General features: G+C 68.8%; 19 protein-coding genes. 13 read left to right on the top strand and 6 right to left on the bottom strand.

The window, feature by feature from the left end:
- Positions 1–48: 48 nt before the first annotated feature.
- The 5 genes from HXX10_RS14180 to HXX10_RS14160 form a co-directional block, all read right to left on the bottom strand.
- Entirely contained in the window at positions 49–1,206 is a 1,158-nt protein-coding gene (locus HXX10_RS14180; protein WP_296523128.1) for an ABC transporter substrate-binding protein, read from the bottom strand.
- A 131-nt stretch (positions 1,207–1,337) separates the two neighbouring features.
- Positions 1,338–2,309 carry an LLM class flavin-dependent oxidoreductase gene (locus HXX10_RS14175; RefSeq protein WP_296523126.1) on the bottom strand — a complete coding sequence of 324 codons (972 nt, stop codon included), beginning with the start codon at positions 2,307–2,309 and terminating at the stop codon, positions 1,338–1,340.
- A gap of 115 nt (positions 2,310–2,424) precedes the next feature.
- Entirely contained in the window at positions 2,425–3,207 is a 783-nt protein-coding gene (locus HXX10_RS14170) for a CoA-transferase subunit beta (protein ID WP_296523124.1), read from the bottom strand.
- Positions 3,200–4,171 (bottom strand): CoA transferase subunit A, encoded by a 972-nt coding sequence (locus HXX10_RS14165; protein WP_296523121.1) that lies wholly within the window; start codon positions 4,169–4,171, stop codon positions 3,200–3,202. Before HXX10_RS14165 ends, HXX10_RS14170 begins: the two co-directional genes overlap by 8 nt.
- 5 nt (positions 4,172–4,176) lie before the next feature.
- Positions 4,177–4,950, bottom strand: coding sequence for a LamB/YcsF family protein (locus HXX10_RS14160; protein ID WP_296523120.1), 774 nt, complete (start codon positions 4,948–4,950; stop codon positions 4,177–4,179).
- A gap of 177 nt (positions 4,951–5,127) precedes the next feature.
- Between HXX10_RS14160 and HXX10_RS14155 the strand changes: the two genes are divergently transcribed.
- From HXX10_RS14155 to HXX10_RS14125, 7 genes are all read left to right on the top strand, one after another.
- Positions 5,128–5,253, top strand: coding sequence for a hypothetical protein (locus HXX10_RS14155; protein WP_296523118.1), 126 nt, complete (start codon positions 5,128–5,130; stop codon positions 5,251–5,253).
- A 38-nt stretch (positions 5,254–5,291) separates the two neighbouring features.
- Positions 5,292–6,383, top strand: coding sequence for a biotin-dependent carboxyltransferase family protein (locus HXX10_RS14150; RefSeq protein WP_296523117.1), 1,092 nt, complete (start codon positions 5,292–5,294; stop codon positions 6,381–6,383).
- Positions 6,380–7,246, top strand: a complete 867-nt coding sequence (locus HXX10_RS14145; protein ID WP_296523115.1) for a GntR family transcriptional regulator — start codon at positions 6,380–6,382, stop codon at positions 7,244–7,246. Before HXX10_RS14150 ends, HXX10_RS14145 begins: the two co-directional genes overlap by 4 nt.
- Positions 7,247–7,366: 120 nt before the next feature.
- Positions 7,367–9,658, top strand: coding sequence for a xanthine dehydrogenase family protein molybdopterin-binding subunit (locus HXX10_RS14140; RefSeq protein ID WP_296523283.1), 2,292 nt, complete (start codon positions 7,367–7,369; stop codon positions 9,656–9,658).
- 139 nt (positions 9,659–9,797) lie between these two features.
- The gene (locus HXX10_RS14135; protein ID WP_296523114.1) at positions 9,798–10,628 is read left to right on the top strand and encodes a xanthine dehydrogenase family protein subunit M; all 831 of its coding nucleotides are present in this window, start codon (positions 9,798–9,800) and stop codon (positions 10,626–10,628) included.
- A complete protein-coding gene (locus tag HXX10_RS14130) occupies positions 10,625–11,851 on the top strand; it encodes a 2Fe-2S iron-sulfur cluster-binding protein (protein WP_296523112.1) in 1,227 nt (408 codons plus the stop codon). Before HXX10_RS14135 ends, HXX10_RS14130 begins: the two co-directional genes overlap by 4 nt.
- Before the next feature lie 136 nt (positions 11,852–11,987).
- A complete protein-coding gene (locus tag HXX10_RS14125) occupies positions 11,988–12,974 on the top strand; it encodes a tripartite tricarboxylate transporter substrate-binding protein (protein ID WP_296523110.1) in 987 nt (328 codons plus the stop codon).
- A gap of 226 nt (positions 12,975–13,200) precedes the next feature.
- Here the strand turns inward: HXX10_RS14125 and HXX10_RS14120 are convergent, their stop codons facing one another.
- Positions 13,201–13,998: an alpha/beta fold hydrolase gene (locus HXX10_RS14120; RefSeq protein ID WP_296523108.1), complete on the bottom strand. Its 798-nt coding sequence runs from the start codon at positions 13,996–13,998 to the stop codon at positions 13,201–13,203.
- A gap of 222 nt (positions 13,999–14,220) precedes the next feature.
- Between HXX10_RS14120 and HXX10_RS14115 the strand changes: the two genes are divergently transcribed.
- From HXX10_RS14115 to HXX10_RS14090, 6 genes are all read left to right on the top strand, one after another.
- The gene (locus HXX10_RS14115) at positions 14,221–14,613 is read left to right on the top strand and encodes a hypothetical protein (protein ID WP_296523106.1); all 393 of its coding nucleotides are present in this window, start codon (positions 14,221–14,223) and stop codon (positions 14,611–14,613) included.
- Entirely contained in the window at positions 14,610–17,330 is a 2,721-nt protein-coding gene (locus HXX10_RS14110) for a glucosidase (protein WP_296523105.1), read from the top strand. Before HXX10_RS14115 ends, HXX10_RS14110 begins: the two co-directional genes overlap by 4 nt.
- 30 nt (positions 17,331–17,360) lie before the next feature.
- On the top strand, positions 17,361–18,212 hold the full coding sequence (locus HXX10_RS14105) for an SDR family oxidoreductase (protein ID WP_296523104.1): 852 nt from the start codon (positions 17,361–17,363) through the stop codon (positions 18,210–18,212).
- Between the two features lie 379 nt (positions 18,213–18,591).
- Positions 18,592–19,557, top strand: a complete 966-nt coding sequence (locus HXX10_RS14100) for a tripartite tricarboxylate transporter substrate-binding protein (protein ID WP_296523102.1) — start codon at positions 18,592–18,594, stop codon at positions 19,555–19,557.
- A 237-nt stretch (positions 19,558–19,794) separates the two neighbouring features.
- Complete coding sequence (locus HXX10_RS14095) at positions 19,795–21,081, top strand: ATP citrate lyase citrate-binding domain-containing protein (RefSeq protein WP_296523100.1); 1,287 nt, start codon at positions 19,795–19,797, stop codon at positions 21,079–21,081.
- Between the two features lie 42 nt (positions 21,082–21,123).
- The gene (locus HXX10_RS14090) at positions 21,124–23,829 is read left to right on the top strand and encodes a CoA-binding protein (protein WP_296523098.1); all 2,706 of its coding nucleotides are present in this window, start codon (positions 21,124–21,126) and stop codon (positions 23,827–23,829) included.
- Positions 23,830–23,887: the final 58 nt, after the last annotated feature.

The raw sequence follows: 23,887 nt of genomic DNA, 5'->3' as shown, positions 1-23,887 counted from the left end.
GCGAAGGCATGCGCGCCGCCCGGAGGCGGCGCGCCGTGAGCGGAGCGATCAGAGACCGGACTTCACCACCTTGCCGCCGTCGATCTTGACCAGATAGACGGAGGGGATGTTCTGGCCGCTCTCGGAGCCGGCCGGGCCCTGCTTGATGAACTCGATGTTGCCGTAGACGCCCTTGACCTTGGTCTTCCACAACGCCTCGGTGATGGCGGCGGGCTCGGCCTTGCCGGCGATCTTGATCGCCTCGGCGATCGTGAAGATGCCGTCGTAGCCGCGGAAGCCTTCGGTGAGGCCGCCCGGCTCGTGGCCGCGCTTGGCCCACTCGGTCATGTAGCGCTTGGCCGGCTCCGGATTGGTCACCACGTCGGGGAACCAGGGCGGGAAGAACACGGTGTGGAACGAGCCGTTGGCCGCATCGCCCGCCTGGGTGACGAGCTGATCGGGCGAGTTCGACCCACCCGTCGTGATGATGCGGGTGTTGAGCTGGAGCTCCTTGGCCTGCTTGAGGATCAGGGTGACCTGCTCGACCGCGGTGGTGACGAAGAGCGTGTCGCCGCCCGACGCCTTGATGCGGGTGAGCTGCGCCGAGAAGTCGGTCGCCTTCGGGTCCATCGTCTCCATGACCCCGATGGCGACGCCGTTCGCCTTCAGCATCTTCGAGTATTCGGCCGCCGAACCGATGCCGAAATCGTTGTTGGTGTTCAGGAAGTCGGCCTTCTTGATGCCGAGCTTGGCGACCAGCGGCTTGAAGGCGACCGCCTCCATCTCCGAGGTCGGGCTGATGCGGAACACGTAGGAGTTGCCGGACGTAGTGATCTTGCCGGAAGACGAGGTCTCCACCACCAGCGGGACCTTGTACTCCTGGATCTTCGGCATGATGGCGAGCGTCAGCGTCGAGCTCCACGCGCCCATGATGGCCGGGACCTTGTCGCGAACGATCAGCTTCTCGACCGTGCCAACGGCCTCGGTCGGGTTCGACTTCGAGTCCTCGATGACGAGCTGGATCTTCTTGCCCAGCACGCCGCCGGCCGCGTTGATCTCGTCCTCGGCGATGCGGGCGCCCTGCGCCACGTAGTTGCCGGACGCGGCGAAGGCACCCGTGAGGGGCTGCGTCACCCCGATCTTGATGGTCTCCTGGGCGAAAGCCGGTCCGGCGAGAAGGCTCGCGCCGAGCACGGCGAACGCGATCTTGACAGAACTGGTATGCATTGCGGTCTCCCTGTCGTTTCTGGGATTTTCAAGCAATCTTCATGCCGTCTTGTCGTTGATTTCGCAGTTTTTTGCTGTCCCGACGGGCGTGTCCGTTCCTGCTTTCGGCTGTGCGGCGCAGCGTCGCCGGATCACTTCGCGCGCAGCTTCGGGATGATGTCCTTGGCGATCGCCTCGATCTGCTCGGCCTCGTAACGATAGGGGACGAAGATGATGCGGTCGATTCCCGTCGCGAGATGCGCCTGGAGCTGCTCGACGCACTCCTCCGGCGTGCCCATGATGGCGGAATCCATGGTGGATTCCGACCAGGCGGCGTAGTCCCATTCGGTCTGCAGCCACTCTTTCATCGGCCCCTCGATCTTTTCGCGCGGGCCCACGCAAATGGGGAGCTGGTTGGTGGAGATCAGCTCGTCGGGATTGCGGCCGGCCTCCTCGGCGAAGCCGCGCACCTTGGCCCAGACCCGCCCGAACGCCTCGGCCGTGTAGTAGTAGGTCAGCCAGCCGTCGCCCTTGGTGGCCGCGCGCTTGAGCACGGCGTCGACATAGCCGCCGATCAACAGCGGCGGGCGGGGCTTCTGCACCGGTTTCGGATACATCACGGCGCCGCGCAGCTTGTACGGGTCGTAGTCGCCCGAGACCTTCTCCTCGGTCCACAGCCGGTCGATGATCTCGAGGCTCTGCTCCATGATCTTGCCGCGCTTGGTGAAGTCGACGCCGAGCGAGTCGAACTCGCGGCGATACCAGCCGACCGCGGCGCCGACCAGCAGGCGGCCGTCGGAGATGTGGTCGATGGTGGCGAGCTCCTTGGCCAGCAGCACCGGATTGCGCATCGGCATCACCAGGATGCCGGTTCCGACTTTTATGCGCGACGTGCGGGCCGCGACCGCTGTCAGGATGGTCAGCGCTTCGAGAATGGGAAAATTCGGGTCGACGCCGAGCAGGGTGTGGTCCCAGGCCCACAGCGACTCGAAGCCGAGCTCCTCCATGCGCACGCCGTACTCGATCAGGCCCTTCGCGCTCGGCATCTCCGGAAACCGGGTGAAGTTGCGCATCGCGATGCCATAGACGGTCTCTTTCTTGGGGGCCGAATTCTGGGGGGCCATGCAAATCCTCCGGTCGCAGCGCGACCCTTGCTCGTTGTCGGACGTCGGCGCCGCCGGGGCGTGGCGGTCGCAGAATGGTCTTCGCATCGCCCGGGCGAGCCGGGCGACGCGGCACTCAGGCCGTGTAGAGGCGGCCGGGATCGAGCTCGCGGATCAGCGCCAGCTCCTCGCTGCGCGGCAGCGCCGTGGTGGTGATCTCGGGCACACGCCGCAGCGGAAAGCCGGTGTTGTCCTGCACCTGCTCGAAGCTGACGCCGGGATGCAGCGCCAGCACCTCCATCTCGCGGGTCTCCTCGTCGAAGCCCATCACGGCGAGATCGGTGACGACCCGCCACATGCCGCCCATCGGCAGGCCACGCTCGGCGCGGCTGGCGCCGCCGTCGATCCAGCCGGGAGACGTGATGAAATCGACATGCTCCACGAAGCGGCGCTTCTCGTGCTTCATGGCGACGATCATGTAGGTCAGCGACGAGATGTCGTTGCCGCCGCCGGTGCCCGGCAGCCGGATCGTCGGCTTGTCGGCCGGGCCGATGAAGGACGAGTTGAGGTTGCCGAAGCGGTCGATCTGCGCCCCGCCCATGAAGCCGACATCGATGTAGCCGCGCTGGAGCAGCAGCAGCACGTCGGTGCTCGGCAGCACCATGTTGGCGCGGCGGGTGCACCGCTGCTCGTTGGTCGAGGGCGGCAGCTCGCCCGGCACGATGAACGGGCCGATGACGCCGCCTTCGAACAGGATGGTGAGGCGCGGCGCGTGGTTGCGCTGGGCGAGCGTCGCCGCCAGCAGCGGGATGCCGACGCCGGCGAAGACGATCTGCCCGTCGACGAGCAGCCGCCCCGCCATGATGGCGATCAGCTCGGAGGCCGTGTAGGCGATCGAGGCGGATGTCTGCTCAGTCATTGAAGATCACCCGGCCGCGGCGGCTCGCCGTCAGCAACGTTTCCATGCCGACCATCGAGAGATAATCCGGCCAGCTCTTCGGGCCGTAGACATACTCGTCGAGATACTGCTTCGCCCCCGCGACCGGATCCTTGGAGGTGAGGGCCGCGTAGCGGTCGAGTTGCGCGAAAATCGGCTCGTACTGGCCGTAGCATTCGTGCGGCACCGAGCCGTAGGGCACCTCGACCACCGCCTCGACGGTGAAGAACGGGATGCGGGTGTGGTCGGGCGCGCGGCGGATCTGGTCGTTGGAGACGATCCGCTCGGTGGTGAGGATGACCTTGTTGGCGGCCATCGCGATGTCGATGTCCATGAACTGCAGGCCGTCGAGTTGCGCATTGCCGTATGCGTCGGCGCGCTGCACGTGGATCAGCGCCACGTCCGGGTTGAGCGCCGGCAGCGCCATCAGGCGCTCGCCCGTGAACGGGCAGTTCATCGGCTTCACCTCGTCGCCGCGGATACGGGCGACGTCCGAGCCGATCATCGAGCGCACCGGCATGAACGGAATGCCCATGGCGCCGGCGCGGAAGCGCAGGCCGATCGCCATGTGGCTCCACTCGTCGAACTCGGCGAGCTCCTTCTCGACATGATGGCGCATCACCTTGGAGATGCCCCACACGATGCCCTGGCTGAACCAGCTCGAGATGATCTTGCGGCCGAGCCCGGAGGCGAACACCAGATCGCCCTCGGTGGAGGTGATCGAGCGCGAGATCGTGAGGCCCTGCTTGCGGGCCCGGATCAGCGCCCAGATCATCGCCATCGGGGTGCGCGACAGCGTGCAGCCGCCGAGCGCGACGTGATCGCCGTCGGAGACCAGCGTCGCGGCCTCCTCCAGCGTCATCACCTTCTCGCGCAGGCCGCGATCGCGCGCCGCGACGTCGCGGCGCAGCGTGTCGTAGGACTTGACCAGCGTCTCTTTGCTCATCGGCCTCACAGATCCATCTCGGTCAGCGGCACGATTGCGATGCCGGCCTTCTCCAACGCGGTGCGGGCCGTGCGAGCGACGCCGACCGCCGTCGGCTCGTCGCCATGGACGCACAGCGTGTCGGCCTCGACCTTGATGGTCTTGCCGTTGATCGACGTCACCTCGCCGTCCGTCGCCATGCGCACGGCCTGCCGGCTCGCCGCCTCGGCATCCTTGAGGACGGTTCCCGACAGGGCACGCGACGCCAGATTGCCGTCGTCGAGATACACGCGATCGACGAAGCCCTCGCGGGCGAGGCGCAGGCCGAGCTTCTCGGCCGCCCATTGCATCCTCGAGCCGAACAACGCCACGTAGATGATTGCGGGATCGACCGTCTTGATGGCGCGGCCGATCGCCAGCGCATAGTCTTCGTCCTCGGCCGCCATGTTGTTGAGGGCGCCGTGCGGCTTCAGATGCGTCACCTTCAGGCCGGCATACTGGGCCATGCCCTGCAGGGCGCCGATCTGATAGGCGACCATGTATTCGAGATCGGCCGGCTTCATCTGGATGCGGCGGCGCCCGAATCCCCACAGATCGTTGAACCCCGGATGGACGCCGACGCTGACGCCCTCCTGCTTGGCGAGCAGGCAGAGGCGATGCATCGTGTTCGGGTCGCCGGCATGGAACCCGCAAGCGACGTTCGCCGACTTGATGACGGTCATCAGTTCAGCATCGTTGCCGATATTATAGGCACCGAAGCCTTCCGCGATATCGGCGTTGAGATTGATGCGCTTCGCCATTGCTCCTCGCGCTCGCTTCGGAAATCACGGAACGCCGACTTTTCCGGCAACGCCGGGGATGGACGACTGGTCCTATTTATAGGAAAACCATACAACAACCGCGCTCCCGCGCAACCACCCGGGCTGCCGTTCTTTCGGGCGCGGGACGAGGAGGCGCAGCGGGTCGCCGAGAGCGAGATGTCGAACGCGCAGCACCCCCTGCCCCGCATCCGGACCGGGGGCGACACCACGCCTGTGGTGAAGTCCGGAACCAGGATCACGATCGTGCCCGGGCCGGCCGCCGCGCACGAGGCCGTGCCGTGACGGACGCACCGGCCACATCCGCGCCGCCGGATGCGCCGATGCTGCGCGTCGTCGCCCCCGGGCCGATGACGACCCTGCAGGACGGCGGCCGCATCGGCCACCAACGCTTCGGCATCCCGGTGTCGAACGCCATGGACCCGGTGGCGCTCGCCGCCGCCAACCTGCTGGTCGGCAATCCACGCGGCACCGCCGCGCTGGAGATCGCCTATCTGGGGCCGACCCTGAGGGTCGAGGCCGAAAGCGTCCGTTTCGCCTGCGCCGGCGGCACCGCCACCATCGAGGTGCTGGACGCCGACGGCGAAGCGCCGCCCCGAAAGATCGCACCGCTGACCAGCGTACGGCTCACCCGCGGCCAGTCGCTGCGCATCGGCGGCCTGTCCGGCAGCATCGTCGGCTATCTGGCGGTCGCGGGCGGCTTCGACGTCGTTCCATTCCTCGGCAGCAAGGCGACGTTCGTGCGTGGCGGCCTCGGCGGCTTCTGCGGGCGGGCGCTGCAGGCCGGCGACCTGTTGCCGCTCGCTGCGCCCTTCGCACCCCCGCGCGACGAGCTGATGCTGGCCGCGCTCGATGTCGCGGCCCCGAGCCGCGTGCGCGTCGTGCTCGGGCCGCAGGACGACTATTTCAGCGAGGTCGGGCTCGACACGTTCTTCGGCTCGACCTTCACGGTGTCGGCCGCGACCGACCGCATGGGCATGCGGCTCGAAGGACCGGCGATTGCACATAAGGACGGCTTCAACATCGTCTCGGACGGCATCGCGCCCGGCGCCATCCAGGTGCCCGGCGACGGACTGCCGATCGTGCTGCTCGCCGATCGCCAGACCACCGGCGGCTATCCGAAGATCGCGACCGTGATCTCGGCCGACCTGCCGGGCCTCGGCCGGCTCGGGCCGGGCGCATCATTGTCGTTCGAGCGTGTCGACATCGCCACCGCGGTCGCGGCGCGGCGCGCGCTCACGACCATGATCGACGGCCTGGCGGCCAAGCTGGCGCCGGCCGGCGGCGACGTCGACATCGCGGCGCGGCTGCTGGACGAAAATCTGGTCGGCGGCTTCATCGACATGCATGCTGAACCGATGCACGCGGACGAGCAGCACGCCGTGGGCGCGGCCGCAGGGGAGGATCGCGGATGAGCACGGCCCGAGCAACGTCGGCTCCCGGACGGCGACGCACGGTGCGCTCCGACGCCGACAGCCGCGTGCCGCGCTACCTGCAGGTCGCCTCGGTGCTGCGGCGCCGGCTGCGCGACGGCATCTGGTCGGTCGGCGAGAAGATTGCGACGCTGGAGGAGCTGGAGCGCGAGTTCGACGTCGCCCGCGTCACGGTGCGGCAGGCCATCGAGCTGTTGCAGACCGAGGGGCTCCTGCGCTCGCACCAGGGCCGCGGCACCTTCGTCACCAAGTCGGTCGACAACCGCCGCTGGCTGCAGCTCGCCACCGACTGGGAAAGCCTCGTCTCGATGATCCGCGAGAACGTGCCGCACCCGCTGCCGGCCGGCCCCGACGGCACGCCACGCATCGAGGCCGGCGAAGGCCGCCCGGCCGCCGCCTACCGGTTCCTGCGCAGCCTGCAGAAGCGCGGCGACGAGCCGTTCGGCTATGCCCGCGTGCATATTGCCCGCGATCTGTACGCCAAGGCGCCGAAGCAGTTCGCCTCCCGTGCCGCGCTGGTCGTGCTCACCGAGATGAAGGGCCTCGCCATCGCGCGGGCCCACCAGAGCCTGACGATCGGCGCCGCCGATGTCGAGGCCGCGAAGCTGCTCGGCATCGGTCTCAACGCGCCGACCGCCGAGGCGCGCTGCGTCGTCACCGATTCGGCCGGCGTCGTGATCTATGTCGGCGAGATCACCTATCGGGGCGACTGCGTCAGCCTCGACATCGAGCTGCGCGGCCCGGCGGCAGGCGGCGCAGCCGCCAGCGGCACAGCCGCCGGGACCGCGACGACGAAGCCGGCGCGGCTGCGCAGCCGGGTTGCCCGCCCGAAGGGGCGCGGATAGGATCGACTTGTTCTATTCTTGGAACAAGTTCGGAACGACGACGAGACCGGGACAGGACCGCTGATCGTGACGGACGCAGGCATCGGGGCGCGGCTGCCGCGCAAGGAGGACGACCGCTACATGCGCGGCCGTGGCCGCTATGTCGGCGACATCCGGCTGCCCGGCATGCTGGAGGTGGCGTTCCTCAGAAGTCCGCTGGCGCATGCCCGCATCGTGTCCATCCGGGTGCCCGAAGCGTTGCGCGAAAAGGTCGTGCTCGCCGGCGATCTCCTCGACGTCAAGCCGATCCGCGCCGACACGACGCTGCCGGGCTTCAAGTCGTCGACCCAGCCGGTGCTGGCGGGAGACCGCGTCCGCCATGTCGGCGAGCTGATCGCGCTGTGCATGGCGCCGACCCGGGCCGAGGCCGAGGACATCGTGGCCGAGATCGAGGTCGAGTTCGACGAGCTGCCCGCCGTCACCGAAATGCTGGCCGGCCGCGCGCCCGACGCGCCGCTGCTGCACGAGCAGTGGGGCGACAACCTGTTCCTGATCTCGCTCACCGACGTGAGCTCGGCTGAGATGAAGGCCAAGGCCGCCTATAGCGTGACGCGCGAGCTGCGCACCGCGCGCCAGGTGATGAGCCCGATCGAGGGGCGCGGGGTCGTCGCCGAATGGGACAGCCGCGTCGAGCAGCTCGTCGTTCACAGCGCCACCCAGCAGCCCCATATCGTGCGCTCCGGGCTCGCCGAATGCCTCGGCCTCGACGAGGGCCGAATCCGTGTGATCGCGCCGGATGTCGGCGGCGGCTTCGGCTACAAGGGCATCCTGCTCGCCGAGGAGGTGGCGCTCGCCTGGACGACGCGCCGGATCGGAAAGCCGCTCCGCTGGATCGAGGACCGCCGCGAGAATCTCACGGCCGGCGCCGATTGCCGCGAGCATCACTACCGCCTCACGGCTTACGCGGACGCAAACGGCCGCCTGCTCGGTCTCGACGGCGAGGCGAGCGTCGACTGCGGCGCCTACTCGGCCTATCCGTTCTCGGCCTGTCTGGAAGGCGGCCAGATCGGCAGCCTGCTGCCCGGCCTCTACGATTTCGCGCACTACCGCTGCCGCGTCCATTCGGTGGCGACCAACAAGCCACCGATCCTGCCTTATCGCGGCGTCGCCCGCACCGGGGCCTGCTTCGCCCTCGAAGTCACCCTCGACGCTCTGGCGCGAAAAATCGGCATCGAGCCGACCGCGCTGCGGCTGAACAGCCTGGTGCGGCCGGAGCAGATGCCGTTCGACAACATCGCCAAGCGGCATTTCGATTCCGGCGACTATCCCGAAGCGCTGCGCCGCGCCATCGCCGCCATCGACCTTCCCGGCGTGCGGGCCCGCCAGAAGACAGGCGAGCCGGACGGCCGCCGCATCGGCATCGGCTTTTCCATGTATGCCGAGCAGGCCGGCCACGGCACCAGCGTCTACTCGGCCTGGGGCATCCCGTTCGTGCCGGGCTACGAGCAGTGCCAGGCGCGCTTCACGCCGGACGGCGGGCTGGAGCTGCGCATCGGCGCCCACAGCCACGGCCAGGGCCTGGAGACGACGCTGTCGCAGGTGGCGCATTCGATCCTCGGCGTGCCGCACGACCGCATCAAGGTCGTCCACGGCGACACCGCGCTGACCCCCTACTCGACCGGCACCTGGGGCTCGCGCTGCATGATCATGTCGGGCGGCGCGGTCGCGGCCGCCTGCGACACGCTGGCCGAGCGCGTCAAGCATATTGGCGCGTCGCTGCTCCAGGCCGAGGTCGCCGCGGTGCGACTGGAAGGCGGAGAGGTGGTCGGCCCCAACGGCCGCATCGGCATCGCCGAGATCGCCCGCACCTGGTATCGCCGCCCGCAGGATCTTCCGCGCGATGTGGATCCGGGAGGCCTGGAGGTCACGGCCGGCTACAAGGCGGCGCGCGACACCGGCACGTTCAGCTACGCGGCGCATGCCACCGTGGTCGCGGTCGATCCCGAGACGGGCGAGACCGAGATCCTCGACTACGTCATCGTCGAGGACGGCGGCGTGCTGGTGAACCCGATGATCGTCGACGGCCAGATCATCGGCGGCACGGCGCAGGGCATCGGCACGGCCTTCTACGAGGAAATGCTGTACGACGAGCGCGGCCAGCCACTCGCCTCGACTCTGTCCGATTATCTACTGCCCGGTCCCACCGAAATGCCGAACTTGCGCATCCTGCACATGGAGACGCCGTCGCCCTATACACGCTTCGGCCAGAAGGGCATCGGCGAAGGCGGCGCCATCGCGCCGCCCGCAGCCCTCGCCAACGCCGTCAACGACGCGCTGCACGACCTCGGCGCCGAGCTCCTGATGTCGCCGATCACGCCACGCCGCATCGTCGAGGCGATCGCCGCGGCGCAAGCTCGCGAGGCCGCGGAATGAAACCGAACCCGGTCATTCCGGGACGGCGCGCCAGCGCCGGGCCCGGAATCCAGCGGCTTGCACCGCGGTCTTGGCTGGATTCCGGGTTCGCGCTTTCAGCGCGCCCCGGAATGACCAGAACTGATCAGGCGGACCCCTCATGAAAGCCGCCGCCTTCGACTACGCCCGCCCGGACACGATCGCCGAGGCCTGCGCGCTGATCGCCGGCGATCACGACGCCAAGCTGATGGCGGGCGGACAGTCGCTCGGCCCGATGCTGAATCTGCGCCTGGCGCAGCCCTCGCTCCTGGTCGACATCACCCGCATCAAGGACCTCGCCCGCATCGAGGAGCGAGACGACGCCGTCACGTTCGGCGCCATCGTCACGCATGCGGCGATCGAGGATCGCCGCATCGCCGACCCGACCCACGGATTCCTCTCCCGCGTCGCGCGCGGAATCGCCTACCGGGCGGTACGCACCCGCGGCACCATTGGGGGCAGCCTCGCCCATGCCGACCCGGCCGCCGACTGGGTGTCGACCCTGACCGCGCTCGGCGCCGAGATTTTTCTGACCGGCCCGGACGGAGCGCAGCGGCGTGTGGGAATGAAGGACTTCATCCACGGCGCCATGAGCACGGCGCTGGAGCCGGGCGAGATTCTGGACGGTGTCCGCATCCCACGCTTCTCGGCCTCGGCGCGCTTCGGCTTCGAGAAGATCTGCCGAAAGACCGGCGAGTTCGCCGAGGCCATGGGTGTCGCCGTGCACGATCCGGAGCGCGGCGTCTGCCGCGTGGTGGCGGGCGCCGGCGGCGGCCGGCCCGTGGCGATCGAGGCGAGCCGCGGCGCCGGTGCGCGGCTCCTGGATCGGTTCAATGACGCCGCCGCAGTTCGCGACATGCTGATCGAGGCGGGCGTGACGGGAGACGACTACAAGATGCGCCTTCAGGTCGCCGCAGTCCGGCGCGCCGTCGCGGAGCTCGCCGCGCGATGACCCACATCACCATCGAGGTCAACGGCAAGCCCGTCACGGCCGACGTGACCCCGCGCACCCATCTGGCCGATTTTTTGCGCGAGCACCTGCTGCTCACCGGCACCCATATCGGCTGCGAGCACGGCGTCTGCGGCGCCTGCACGGTGGAGATCGACGGCGAGATCGCCCGCTCCTGCATCACCTTCGCGGTGGCGTGCGACGGCGCCCGCGTGCGCACCATCGAAAGCTTCGACGACGATCCGCTGATGGCGCGCATGCGCGACGCCTTCTCGACCTCGCATGCGCTGCAGTGCGGCTACTGCACGCCCGGCATGCTGATCGCGGCGCGCGATCTCGTCCGTCGCAAGGCGGCGGAGCCGGGCCTCGACATCCGCACCGAGATGAGCGGCAATCTGTGCCGCTGCACCGGCTATGCCGGCATCATCGAGGCGATCGAGACCGTCACGGCGGAAGCGCCGGCCGTGCCGGCGCTGGCCGGCTACCGATGGGTCGGCCCGGCGCCCGGCCCCGGCGCGGCGACGACGCAACCAACGAAAGCACCGGTCCCGACGGCGGCACGTCCTGTCACGCCGGCCGCGCCAAAAGCCGCGCCGCCCGCCGTGGCGTCACGACCCATCAAGGTCGAGGTCGGGGCCATCACGGTGGTCGACGGCGAGACGCGCTTCACCGAGAGCTTCGTGCTGGAGCATTCCCGCGCCGCCGTGTGGGATCTGATGCGGGATCCGCAGAAGGTCGCAGCCTGCATGCCGGGCCTGGCGCTCGATCCGCCGGCCGCCAACGACCACCTGACAGGCCGCATGGAGGTGAAGCTCGGGCCGATCTCGGCCGGCTTTTCCGGCGAGGGCGCGATGAGCCGCGACGACGCCGGGCACCACATGATGATCGAGGGCCGCGGCAGCGACCGCAAGAGCGGGTCTCGCGCCTCGGGGCGGGTGGAGTACGTCCTGTCCGAAACCGCGACGGGCGGCGGCGGCGCCGGAACGCGTGTGGACTGCGTCATCGCCTTCACGCTGCAGGGGCCGCTGGCCCAGTTCGGCCGTTCCGATCTGGTCCGCGATCTCGTCGCCCGCATCGGCGAGGCGTTCGCCCGCAATGTCGACATGCGGCTGCGCGCCCCCGAGGGCGCCGTGGTGGCGCCGGCCGAACTCGGCGGATTTTCACTGGTCCTTGGCGTGCTTTTGGGGCGTCTGCGCCGCTTGCTTCTTCGCCTGCTCGGCCGATAAGCTTCGCTCCTGCATGTCTTCCGGCGGCTCCCCACGCCGCCGCCTCATCGATTTCCCACGTCGTCCCGCCCTGCCTGTCGAACGACCGGAGAGGTCTCGCATGCGTCATCCCTCGGCACGACCTTCTCACGATTCCTTGAAACTTCGCATCTCGCGCCGCTGGTGGACGGCGGCCTCCGCCGCCCTCGCGTTCCTTGCCCTCACGGCGGCGGGCGAGGCGCAGCCTTGGCCGACCGCGCGGCCGATCCGGGTGATCGTGCCGCTGACGGCCGGCAGCGCCACCGACGTCCTGGCCCGCACCGTGTTCGACCAGGTGTCGAGGCAGATAGGCCAGACCGTCATCGTCGAGAACAAGCCCGGCGCGGCGCAGACCATCGGGGCCGCCATGGTCGCCAAGGCCGAGCCCGACGGCTACACGGTGCTGGTCAACTCGTCGTCCCACACGGTGGTGCCGTCGACCTTCTCGAACCTGCCGTTCAACGTGGCGACCGACTTTGCCGCGGTGGCGCCGCTCGCCAGCATCCCGACCGTGATGGTGGTCTCGCCAGCCAAGAACTATGCGGACGCCGCTGCGTTCGTGAAGGCCGCCAAGGCGAGCCCGGGCTCGATGACCTACGGCTCGGGCGGGGTCGGCAACTCGACCCATTTCGCCGCCGAGCGGTTCCGCCTGGCGGCCGGCTTCGAGGGTGTGCATGTGCCCTACAAGGGCGCGCCCGAGGCGCTGTCGGAGGTCCTGACCGGCCGCATCGACTTCTATTTCTCGCCGGTGCCGCCGACGCTGTCGCTCGTCCGCGACGGCCAGCTCCGCGCGCTCGCGGTGTCGAGCGCCAAGCGCTCCAGCGCGCTGCCCGACGTGCCGACCACGGTGGAGGCCGGCTTCCCCGAGTCCGGCTACGAGTTCTGGATCGGCGCGTTCCTGCCGGGCGCGACACCGCGCCCGATCGTCGACCGCCTGGCCCAGGAGGTCGCGAAGGCCCTGCAGGTGCCGACGGTGCGGGAGCGCCTCGCCCAGATGGGCGCCGATCCGATGCCGATGGGACCGCGCGAGTTCGACGCCTATGTGGTGAAGGAGATCGACGCCAACGCGGCACTGGTGAAGGCCGCCGGCATCAAGTTCAATTGACGCCGGCGCCACACTGTTCGACTAGCAGTGCTGCACTTGTCGCGTCATCCAGCACAGCATCTCGATCGTCATGCCCCGCGAAGGCGGGGCATCACGTAATCCTGGCAAATGCTTTGGGACACCGCAATCACCGGGAGTACTGGATCGCCCGCCTCCGCGGGCGATGACGGTAATGGACGTTTTCGCGAGAACGAGCGGGCGAGAGACCCTCGCGGTCGGCGTCCCCTCACCCCGGCGCGCGCAGCCAGTCGATCAGGAGCCGGTTGAAGCGGGCCGGGTCCTCGACATTGGGCAAATGGCGGGCGTCGGCGAAGGCGTGATAGCGGCCGCGCGGCAGCAGGGCGGCGAGGCGCTCGTTCTCCGCCAGCGAGGTCGCCGGATCGTCGACCCCGCAGACCACCAGGGCCGGCGCGGTCACGCGGACAAGCTCGCGCGTGAAGTCGAAGTCGGACAGCGCGGCGATGCAACCGCAATAGCCGTCCGGCGTCGTCGCCGCGACGGTCGCCCGGATCTCGTTCCAGCGTCGCGGATGCCGCGTCCGAAATGCCGGCGACAGCCAGCGCTCCATTGTGGCGTCGGCGATCGGCGCACAGGTGCCGGCCTGGCGCACCGCGGCGACCCGCGGGCCCCAGATGGCCGCAGCATTCACCAGCGACCTCGGCGGCGCCTCGCACAGCACCAGCGACTCGACCATCGGGCCGCGGGACAGCGCGAAGGCCTGGGCGATCATGGCGCCGACCGACAGGCCGACCAGATGCACGCGCGCGATGCCGCAGGCGGCCAGCACGGCGGCGATGTCGTCGGCGAGGCCGGCGAGCGTGTAGTCGCCCGGCACAGGCCGGCTGCCGCCGTGGCCGCGCATGTCGATCCGCAGCGCCCGATAGCCGGCCTGCAGGACGGCCGGGACCTGCTCGGCCCACATGCCGCCGTCGGCCGCCAGTGCATGCGCGAAGCAGACCACCGGCGCATCGGCGGGCCCCAGCAGGTCGTAACTCAGCGTGCGGTCGTCGATGACGGTCAGCATGGCGGGTTTTCCGTTGCGACGTCGGCGCGGCGCAGGCGCGCCGGATGTTCGTGAGGAGAGGCGGGATCGAGAGGCTTTTCACCCATAGGGCCGGCGCCCTGCCGGATCAATTCGCCGCGACCCGGGGCGCGGCGGCCTCCGTCAAAAACCCAAGGCTCGCCCGCACCGACAAACACCGGTAAGATTCGCACGGTATTCGTCGGAGCATCCAAAAGGGCCCCCATGATCAGCACCGCACGTCTCGCCGTCCTCGTGCTCGCCGCCGGGACGGCCGGCATCGCCGCGATGTCGGGCCCCCTGAAAGCGCAGGACGTGCGCGGCATCGAGGCCTGCAGCCAGGAAACCAAGATCGAGCGTCGCACCGGCTGCATGCAGAGCAACATCGAGTATCTGCAGCAGCTCATCGCCCGCAACAACGCCGCCGCCAACCAGCGGCTAGCCGCGGCGGCCGCCGAGATCGCCGCCTTGAAGGCGTCGCTCGCGGCCCTGCAGGCCACGGTCGACAAGCTCGCGGCCGGCAAGCAGGCAGACGCCAAGCCCACAGATACCAAGCCCGCGGACGCCAAACCGGCCGAGACGAAACCGGCCGCCGGCAAGGCGGCGGCACCCAAGTGAGCGAGACGGGCGCAAGCGGCTCCGGCGCGAGCAATCCGGTCGCCAGCGACCTCGCCGCCACGGCCGAGGGCCGGCGGCTGGCCGAGGCAGATGCCGGCACGCGCACCTGGCGCCAGTGGGGCCCGTATGTCAGCGACCGCCAATGGGGCACGGTACGCGAGGACTACAGCGCGAACGGCAACGCCTGGGGGTATCTGACCCACGACGCGGCGCGCAGCCGCGCCTATCGCTGGGGCGAGGACGCCATCGGCGGCTGGTGCGACGCCGCCCAGCGGCTCTGCCTCGGCGTGGCGCTGTGGAATGGCGTCGACCCAATTCTGAAGGAGCGCCTGTTCGGCCTCGGCAATGCCGAGGGCAATCACGGCGAGGACGTCAAGGAAGTCTATTATTATCTCGACGCGACGCCGACGCATTCCTATGCGCGGATGCTCTACAAGTATCCACATGCGGCGTTCCCCTACGCGCGACTGGTCGAGGAGAACGGCCGGCGCGGCAAGCACGATCGCGAGTTCGAACTGATCGACAGCGGCGTGTTCGACGACAACCGCTATTTCGACGTCGCCATCGAATACGCCAAGGCCGATGTCGACGACGTGCTGTTGCGCATCACGGCGACCAATCTGGGCGCCGCGCCGGCGCGGCTTCACGTGCTGCCGCAGATCTGGTTCCGCAACACCTGGTCCTGGCAGCCCGGGACCGACAAGCCCGCTCTCTCGGCCGAGGGTGACGCCGCGGTGCGGGCCGTCCACCAGACCCTCGGGGTGCTCACGCTGCACCTCGAGGCGCCCGCGGCGCTGCTGTTCTGCGACAACGACACGAACGTTCCGAGAGTGTTCGGCGGCGCGCCACGGCCCGGCTTCTTCAAGGACGCGATTCACCAGCGTGTCGTGAACGGCCGCGTCGATGCCGTGAACCCGGTCCGCACCGGCACCAAGGCCGCCGCCCTGCACGTCCTCGACATTCCGCCCGGCAAGCGCGCCGTGGTGCGGGTGCGGCTGTGCCCGGGCGACCGCCGCCCCGGCGCGTTCGCCGACTTCGACGCCATCATGCGGGCCCGCGCCGCGGAGGCCGACGCCTACTACGCCGCCCTGCAGGCGCACATTCCCGATCGCGACATGCGGCACGTGCAGCGCCAGGCACTCGCCGGCATGCTGTGGTCGAAGCAGTATTACGGCTACGACGTCGCCGAATGGCTCGCCGGCGATCCGGGCCAGCCGTCCCCGCCGGCGGCGCGGCGGCACGGGCGCAACAGCGCCTGGACGCATCTCGGCACCTCGACCGTGATCGCCATGCCGGACAAGTGGGAATATCCGTGGTTCGCGGCGTGGGACTGGGCCTTCCATCTCGTCACGCTGGCGCTGGTCGACGCGCGCTTCGCCAAGGATCAGCTTCTGCTGCTCTGCCAGCCCTGGCTGATGCATCCGAACGGCCAGCTTCCCGCCTACGAGTGGAATTTCGGCGACGTGAACCCGCCCGTCCACGCCTGGGCGGCGCTGCGCATCTACGCGGCCGAGACGGCGCGGCACGGCAAAGGCGACCGCGCGTTTCTCGAATCGGTGTTCATCAAGCTGCTGCTGAACTTCACCTGGTGGGTGAACCGCAAGGACCATGGCGGCCGCAACGTCTTCCAGGGCGGCTTTCTCGGCCTCGACAATATCGGCGTGTTCGACCGCTCGCTGCCGCTGCCGGTCGGCGGCACGCTGACCCAGTCGGACGGCACCTCGTGGATGGCGATGTTCTGCCTCCACATGCTGAAGATCGCGCTGGAGCTCGCCCGCGAGGACCCGGCCTATCAGGACATCGCCTCGAAGTTCTTCGAGCACTTTCTCCTGATCGGCGGCGCCATGACCAATCTGGGCGGTGAGGGCCTCGGCCTGTGGGACGACCAGGACGACTTCTACTACGACTGGCTGATCCTCGACTCCGGCGAGCGGATGCCGCTGCGGCTGCGCTCGATGGTCGGGCTGATCCCGCTGTTCGCCGTCGAGGTGTTCGACGAGGAGCTGTTCGCGCAGGCGCCGGCGTTCACGCGACGAATGGAGTGGTTCCTGGCGCATCGCCCCGAGCTCGCCGCCCTGGTGTCACGGCCGCAGACGCCGGGCGCCGGCGGCCGGCGTCTGCTCGCGGTGGCGCGCGCGTTCCGCATGAAGAGCGTGCTGGCCCGCATGCTCGACGAGACCGAGTTTTTGTCCGACCACGGCATCAGGGCGATCTCGCGGGTGTATCGCGACCGCCCGTATGTGTTCGAGCGCGACGGTTTTCGGGCCGAGGTGCGCTACGCGCCGGGGGAATCCGACACCGGCCTGTTCGGCGGCAACTCCAACTGGCGCGGACCGGTGTGGATGCCGGTGAACTATCTGATGATCGAGAGCCTGGAAAAATTCGGGATGTTCTACGGCGACGGCCTGACGGTCGAATGCCCGACCGGGTCGGGCCGCATGCTGTCGCTGGCCGCGGTCGCCGACGAGCTGCGCACCCGGCTCACCCGCCTGTTCCTGCGCGACCCGCAGGGACGGCGCCCGGTGTTCGGCGACAATGCCCGGCTGCAGACCGATCCGCATTTCCGCGACCACCTGTGGTTCCACGAGTATTTCGACGGCGACGACGGGCGCGGCGTCGGCGCCTCGCACCAGACCGGCTGGACCGGGCTGATCGCCAATCTGATCGACGAGCTCCACCGACCGGGCCGCCGCGCGGCCGGCGGCGGCGACACCTGAATCCGCGACACGAACCCCGAGGAGACCCCCATGGCCGCGCCGCAGACCAGCGACTTCAACACCGACCTGCCCGACTACGACCGCATGCCGAAGCTGCTCTCCGGCCAGACCGCGCTGGTGACGGGGGGGAACTCCGGCATCGGCGAGGCGGTGGCGATCGCCATGGCGAAGGCCGGCGCCGACGTGGTGGTCAACTACGTGGCCGGCACGGCGGATCATGTGGTCGCGGCGATCGAGCGCGAAGGCCGTAAGGCGCTCGCCGTGAAGGCCGACGTCTCGCAGGAGGACCAGGTCGTCGCCATGGTGGCCAAGGCGATCGAGACCTTCGGGACGCTCGACATCATGGTGGCCAATGCCGGCCTGCAGCGCGACGCGGCCCTGACCGAGATGACCAAGGCACAGTGGGATACCGTCATCGGCGTCAATCTCACGGGACAGTTCCTATGCGCCCGCGAGGCCGCCAAGGAGTTCAAGCGGCGCGGCGTGCGGCGCGAGGTGTCGGTCGCGGCCGGCAAGATCATCTGCATGAGCTCGGTGCACGAGGTGATCCCGTGGGCCGGCCACGTCAACTACGCCTCGTCCAAGGGCGGCATCCAGATGATGATGAAGAGCCTCGCCCAGGAGCTGGCGCCGCACCGCATCCGCGCCAACGCGATCGGCCCCGGCGCGGTCCGCACGCCGATCAACACGTCGGCCTGGAACACGCCGCAGGCCTATGCGAGCCTGATGACGCTGGTACCCTATCGCCGCATTGGCGAGCCGCAGGACATCGCCAATGTGGCGGTGTTCCTGGCCTCCGACATGGCCGACTACATCAACGGCATCACCATCTTCGTCGACGGCGGCATGACCTGCTATCCGGGTTTTGCGACCGGCGGGTGAGGGCCGACGGCTTCCGTCGTTCCGGGGCGGCCCGCAGGGCCGAGCCCGGAACCCATAACCCCTGTCTCTCGAAACATCCAGCACAGGGGCTATGGATTCCGAGCCCGCGCGCTCTTGCGCGCGTCCCGGAATGACGGACTCCGGATGCGGCCTGGTCGACGATCCAGGCCGCTCATATGCACCTGCTTCGCGTCCGCTCTCTGCTGCAGCGCACACGCCGCGGGCGACCTCCAGCGGATACCATAAGGGTTTGGTCGGACCATGCCGGGCATGCGCGCCCGCGCGGCGCATGCTATCAATCGCCGCCAGCCTGCATTCCCGGCGGCCGGTTCCGGCCCGCTCGATCTTCCCGGAAAGAAGGGCAAGGAGGACATCGCAGATGCGTTTGACGACGATTGCCGCGGCCTTGGCGTTCGCAGCGAGCCCAGCGGTGGCGCAGACCTATCCCAATCGCCCGATCACCATGGTGGTGCCGTTCGCCGCAGGCGGTCCGACCGACACGATCGCGCGGGTCACCGCCGCGACCATGGGAAAGACCCTCGGCCAGCAGATCATCATCGAGAACGCGGTGGGCGCCGGCGGCACCATCGGATCGGCCCGCGTCGCCCGCGCCGACCCGGACGGCTACACGCTGCTGATCCACCATGTCGGCCTGTCGACGGCAGCGACGCTCTATCGCAAGCTGCCCTACGACACCAAGACGGCTTTCATCCCGCTCGGGCTGGTCACCGAGGCGCCGCAGACCATCATCGGGCGTCCGGACTTCGCGCCGAATACGCTGAAGGAGCTGATCGCCTACATCAAGGCGAACGGCACCAAGGTCACCTACGCGCATGCCGGTCTCGGCGCCGCCTCGCAACTCTGCGGCATGCTGCTGCAGACGGCGCTGCAGACCCAGGTCACCACGGTGCCCTACAAGGGCAACGGCCCGATCATGAACGACCTGCTCGGCAAGCAGGTGGACATGACCTGCGACCAGGCCACCAACACCACGGGCCCGATCACCTCGAAGCAGGTGAAGGCCTATGCGGTGACCACCAAGACCCGGGTGAGCACCTTCCCGGACCTGCCGACCGCCGACGAGGCCGGCCTGCCCGGCTTCGAGATCAGCGTCTGGCACGGCGTCTACGCCCCCAAGGGCACGCCGCCGGCCATTGTCGCAAAGCTCTCCGAGGCCATCGTGGCCGCCATGAAGGACCCCGACCTCGCCAGGCGCTTCCACGACATCACCACCGACCCGGTGGCGCCCGAGCGGGCGACCCCCGAGGTCCATCAGAAGATGCTGATCAGCGAGATCGACCGCTGGGCGCCGATCATCAAGGAGGCCGGCCAGTACGCCGACTGACGGCAGCCGTATTCGCGACGACGAACGGCCGGGCCAACCCCGGCCGTTTCTGTTTTCAGAACGGGATCGGCCGCCAAGCGGCGCCGAGAGCCCCATTTCTGACCATGCCCTAACTTGCGGCATATGGGGTATCGTCACTCGACGCCGCTGCACGTCGAGCCTAGAAATATGGCGGCGGCCCGGTACGTCAGACCGCGGTCCTCGACGCGACCGCGGCCGGGACCGCGGGAGCGATCGATGCAGATCACGGGCATGCTCTACGGCTCCACGCTCCTGCAGTTTGCGGGATTTCCGACGTCCGAGGTGCTCGGGCCGGCGGCCAGCGAAGCCGAGATCAAGAGCCTCATCGACCGGCACGGCGGAATCATCATCAAGCCGGTGTTCAAGGGTGGCGTCGGCAAGAAGGGCAAGGCCGGCCTGATCGGCATCGCCCGCGACCTCAAGACCGCGCTGAAGGAGAAGGAACGTCTCTATTTCGCCGAGATGCAGTCCGGCGGCTTCACCTTCAAGGCGAACGGCGTGACCTTCGAGAGCCTCGTCCCGGCCGAGCACGAGGTCTATTTCTCGATCACCGACGCGACCCATTTCCGCGCCCCGACCATGACGCTGACCCACAAGGGCGGCGTCGACATCGAGGAGCTGGACAAGAAGGAGGTCGCCCAGATCCCGTTCGACTCGCTGACCGGCCTGAAGGCCTTCGTGGTGGCGAACGCGCTGTCCGAGCTGCACGCTCCGAACGCCATCATCTCGCCGCTGGTGCAGACGCTGCCCAAGCTGTGGGAACTCTATCACAACTACGGCATGACCACGCTCGAGCTCAATCCGATCCGGATGCGGCCGGAGCGCGACGGACGCCTCACGCCGGTCGCCTGCGACTTCAAATGCGGCTTCGACCGCGACGACAGCCGCTGGCTGCGGCTCGGCCTGCCGGCGCATCTGTTCGCGGTCGACTACTCGGACTTCGAGCAGGAGATCAACCAGCTCCGCACCTATCAGGGCCAGAGCGACGTCTACGTGATCAATCCGCAGGGCACGATTCTCGCGCCGACCTTCGGGGGCGGCGCCAACTCGCTCGTCTCGGAGATCCTCGGCGACCTCGCGATCATCTCGTCGGACTTCGGCGGCAACCCGCCCTACGCCAAGATGCGCGAGGTGGCGCAGATCTGCTTCAAGCACTGGCTGAAGCAATCGAACGTGCTGTTCATCGTCGGCGGCAAGGCCAACAACACCGACATCTTCGAGACCCTGCGGGCGATCTCGGACGCGCTGCGCGAGTCTTTCTCCAAGAACGGGCCGACGCCGCTCTACGTCGTCGCGGCCCGCGGCGGCCCGAACCTGATCCGCGGATTCGGCGCGCTGCGCGACACCGTGGAAGCGCTCGGCCTGCCCTACCGGTTGTTCGGCTTCGACTCCGACATCAGCGAAGTGATCAGCTACGCCAAGCAGGCCGACGCCTGGATGCGGGCGGGCGGGCGCGCCGCGGTCGCCGAGAGCCTCAAGATCGCCTCGCCGACGGCCGCCTGACCGTCCACCCCGATGCGCCTCGCTCCCTCACCGGACACGACCATGCACAAAGAAGGCATCAGCTCCTTCAAGTATTACGTCGGGATCAGCTCGCTCGACCAGGTGGCCTCGCGGCACGACCGGGTCTGCGTGCTCAATGTGCTCGGCGGCGAATCGAAGGACGTGACCCCGGTCGGCCACGTCTACTCGGGCGGCAACGTGGTGTTCGGCACCTCGCCGGGCCGCAGCGGCCAGTGGCTGAAGACCTCGCTCGGCGGCATCCCGGTTTATAACGACGTGCGCGAGGGGCTGGAGAACGGCCACCGCTTCAACTGCGGCGTCATCTATCTGCCGCCCTCCGGCGCACGCGACGGCGTCGCCGAGCTGATCCGGGTCAATCCGGAGCTGCGCAAGATTTTTATCGTGACCGAAAAGATGTCCGTCCACGATTCGCGAGAAATCCGCGCGATGGGTCAGCAGAACGGCATCGACATCTTCGGCGGCAACAGCCTCGGCGTCGCCGACTCCTGGAACGAGGTGCGCATCGGCGGCGCGCTGGGCGGCGACGCCCCGCGCGAGGCGCTGCGCCGCGGCTCGATCGCCATCTTCTCGAACTCGGGCAACTTCACCACCACGATGGCGACCTATCTGCGCATGGCCGGATGGGGCACCACCACGCTGATCTCGAGCGGCAAGGACGTCTACATCCAATTCGCCGCGCCCGAGTTCGCCTTCGCGCTCGCCAACGACATGCGCAGCAAGGCGGCCGTGCTCTATGTCGAGCCGGGCGGCCATTACGAGCTCGACGCGCAGTTCACCAAGCCGGTCGTCGCCTGCGTGGTCGGCCGCTGGAAGTCGAAGCTGACGCGGCCCGTGGGACACGCCGGCGCCATGTCGGGCGGCGACGACGACGCGCTCGCCAAGGAACGCTGGTTCATGGAGAAGTTCGGCGTCGACGGCGTGTTCACGCCGGAGCGGCCGATGTTCTCGCGCCGCGGCGCCGTGGTCACCAACATCGCCCACATCACCCACGCGCTCACCGCGGTGATGCAGGCGAACGCCTGCCTGCCCGACTTCGAGCCGGAGGGCAATCTCAGCCTGAAGCCGTGGTTCGGCTCCAATATGGGCTTGGCGCTGCCGAGCGAGCTCGACCTGCCGGTGGTCGAGGCGATGGCGCCCTATGGGCGCGAGATCGCCCGCCTGAACCGCCAGATCGGCGCGGTGTTCCCGCGCCAGTCCATGAAGGACGCCTCGGGCGCCTCGCAGATGGATCCGGTGACCCAGGTCACCACGCTCAACGGCGTCTCGGTGCTCGACGCCGCCCAGCATCCTGTCGAGGCGAATGTCGCGCTGGCGCTGCTGCGCCAGGTCGGCGGTCCGAACGATCGGGCGCTGATCAACACCCTGATCGGCGCCAGCCTGAACCTCTCCGGCACGCCGATGCTGGCCGCCGCGCAGGCCGCCCGCGAGGCCGGCAACGCGCCGAACGCCGTGATGGCCGCCGCCGTCGCCATCGCCGGTCCAAAACCCTTCGAGGCGACGCGCCGGCTGGTGCGGCTGCTGATCGAGGCCTTCGTCAACGCCAAGCTGGCGAGCGTGCTGGACGACGGCTTCGACGTCGTCAGCGTCGTGATGGACGAGGCGAACCGCGCCCTGTTCGTCGCCGACACGCCCGACCCGAAGGCCGAGGCGCTGATCGCCGGCGTCGCGGCGCGCGGCGCCAAGGCGCCATTCGTGCGCTGGCTGCGCACGCTGCCCGGCCATCCGACCCTCGATGCCGTGCGGGCCGCCATCGCCTGCTCGCTCGCCTGGGGTCCGCTGATGCGCAAGCGCATCTCGCCCGTGACGGCCGAGACGCTGCCGTGGTGGATGCACCTGTTCGGCGTGATGATCGGCGCCTCGGTAGACGCCTCGCAGCACACGCCGGATGGCTTCTGCGGCTACGACGACGACGCGCTGATCGGCTCGGCGTCGCTCAACGAGGCCGCCTACAAGGCCCTCACGGGCCGCGCGGCCGAGCCGGATTCGCTGTTCGCCTTCCAGACCCTGATCGGCCTCCTGCTCTCCAACGGCCCCGGCACCATCTCGGCCCAGGGCGCCAAGGGTGCGGTCGCCTCCGACGGACCGGAGGCGCCCGACCGCGTGCAGCTCAACAAGGCGATGCTCGGCTTCCTGACCCATTCGGGCTACGCCCATGGCGGCAACGGCTACGAGGGCATCGCCTTCCTGATCGATCAGTTCGCGCCGCTCGAGCTCGCCGATCCCGGCAACCGCGATCACGGCATCGACCTCGCCGCACTCGCGAAGAGCTATGCCCAGTCCTACAAGGCCTACAAGTCGGAGAAGAAGTCGGCCGGCAGCGCCGAGCTGCAGAAGATCCCGGGCGTCAACCACCCGGTGTTCAAGGACAAGCCGATCAACAATGATCCGCGCGAGGTGTTCGTGCGCGAGCTGTACGAGCGGCGCGGCGAGTACAACGTCTTCCACGAATTCTACCACGCCGTGGTGCAGGCGCTGTTCGACGCCGGGGTCTCGCGCAACGTCTATTGCGTGAATGTCGACGCGCTGATCTCGGCGATGCTCCTGAAGATCCTGTGGCGGCCGTTCCGCGCCGGCGAGTTCGGCCGCGACCGGCTGGAGACCGCGGCCTTCACGATCTTCCTCTACGCCCGCATGCTCGGCTGCGCGGCCGAGACGGACGACCACATGAATCGTGGCCGCGACATGGACACGCGCACGCCCGCGTCCAAATGCACCTTCGTGTCGTGAACAGTCATACGGTTTCCGGGTGATCAGCTCGGATTTATGATGTCTGACCACCAATGGA

Source organism: Rhodoplanes sp., assembly GCF_013377085.1.
GTDB lineage: Bacteria > Pseudomonadota > Alphaproteobacteria > Rhizobiales > Xanthobacteraceae > Rhodoplanes.
This window is presented reverse-complemented; position numbering and strand designations above follow the sequence as displayed.

Excerpts from the sequence above, each read along its gene's own strand:
- HXX10_RS14180 (WP_296523128.1), bottom strand. The coding sequence starts at position 1,206 with ATGCATACCAGTTCTGTCAAGATCGCGTTCGCCGTGCTCGGCGCGAGC.
- HXX10_RS14175 (WP_296523126.1), bottom strand. The coding sequence starts at position 2,309 with ATGGCCCCCCAGAATTCGGCCCCCAAGAAAGAGACCGTCTATGGCATC.
- HXX10_RS14170 (WP_296523124.1), bottom strand. The coding sequence starts at position 3,207 with ATGACTGAGCAGACATCCGCCTCGATCGCCTACACGGCCTCCGAGCTG.
- HXX10_RS14165 (WP_296523121.1), bottom strand. The coding sequence starts at position 4,171 with ATGAGCAAAGAGACGCTGGTCAAGTCCTACGACACGCTGCGCCGCGAC.
- HXX10_RS14160 (WP_296523120.1), bottom strand. The coding sequence starts at position 4,950 with ATGGCGAAGCGCATCAATCTCAACGCCGATATCGCGGAAGGCTTCGGT.
- HXX10_RS14155 (WP_296523118.1), top strand. The coding sequence starts at position 5,128 with ATGTCGAACGCGCAGCACCCCCTGCCCCGCATCCGGACCGGGGGCGAC.
- HXX10_RS14150 (WP_296523117.1), top strand. The coding sequence starts at position 5,292 with ATGCTGCGCGTCGTCGCCCCCGGGCCGATGACGACCCTGCAGGACGGC.
- HXX10_RS14145 (WP_296523115.1), top strand. The coding sequence starts at position 6,380 with ATGAGCACGGCCCGAGCAACGTCGGCTCCCGGACGGCGACGCACGGTG.
- HXX10_RS14140 (WP_296523283.1), top strand. The coding sequence starts at position 7,367 with ATGCGCGGCCGTGGCCGCTATGTCGGCGACATCCGGCTGCCCGGCATG.
- HXX10_RS14135 (WP_296523114.1), top strand. The coding sequence starts at position 9,798 with ATGAAAGCCGCCGCCTTCGACTACGCCCGCCCGGACACGATCGCCGAG.
- HXX10_RS14130 (WP_296523112.1), top strand. The coding sequence starts at position 10,625 with ATGACCCACATCACCATCGAGGTCAACGGCAAGCCCGTCACGGCCGAC.
- HXX10_RS14120 (WP_296523108.1), bottom strand. The coding sequence starts at position 13,998 with ATGCTGACCGTCATCGACGACCGCACGCTGAGTTACGACCTGCTGGGG.
- HXX10_RS14115 (WP_296523106.1), top strand. The coding sequence starts at position 14,221 with ATGATCAGCACCGCACGTCTCGCCGTCCTCGTGCTCGCCGCCGGGACG.
- HXX10_RS14105 (WP_296523104.1), top strand. The coding sequence starts at position 17,361 with ATGGCCGCGCCGCAGACCAGCGACTTCAACACCGACCTGCCCGACTAC.
- HXX10_RS14100 (WP_296523102.1), top strand. The coding sequence starts at position 18,592 with ATGCGTTTGACGACGATTGCCGCGGCCTTGGCGTTCGCAGCGAGCCCA.
- HXX10_RS14095 (WP_296523100.1), top strand. The coding sequence starts at position 19,795 with ATGCAGATCACGGGCATGCTCTACGGCTCCACGCTCCTGCAGTTTGCG.
- HXX10_RS14090 (WP_296523098.1), top strand. The coding sequence starts at position 21,124 with ATGCACAAAGAAGGCATCAGCTCCTTCAAGTATTACGTCGGGATCAGC.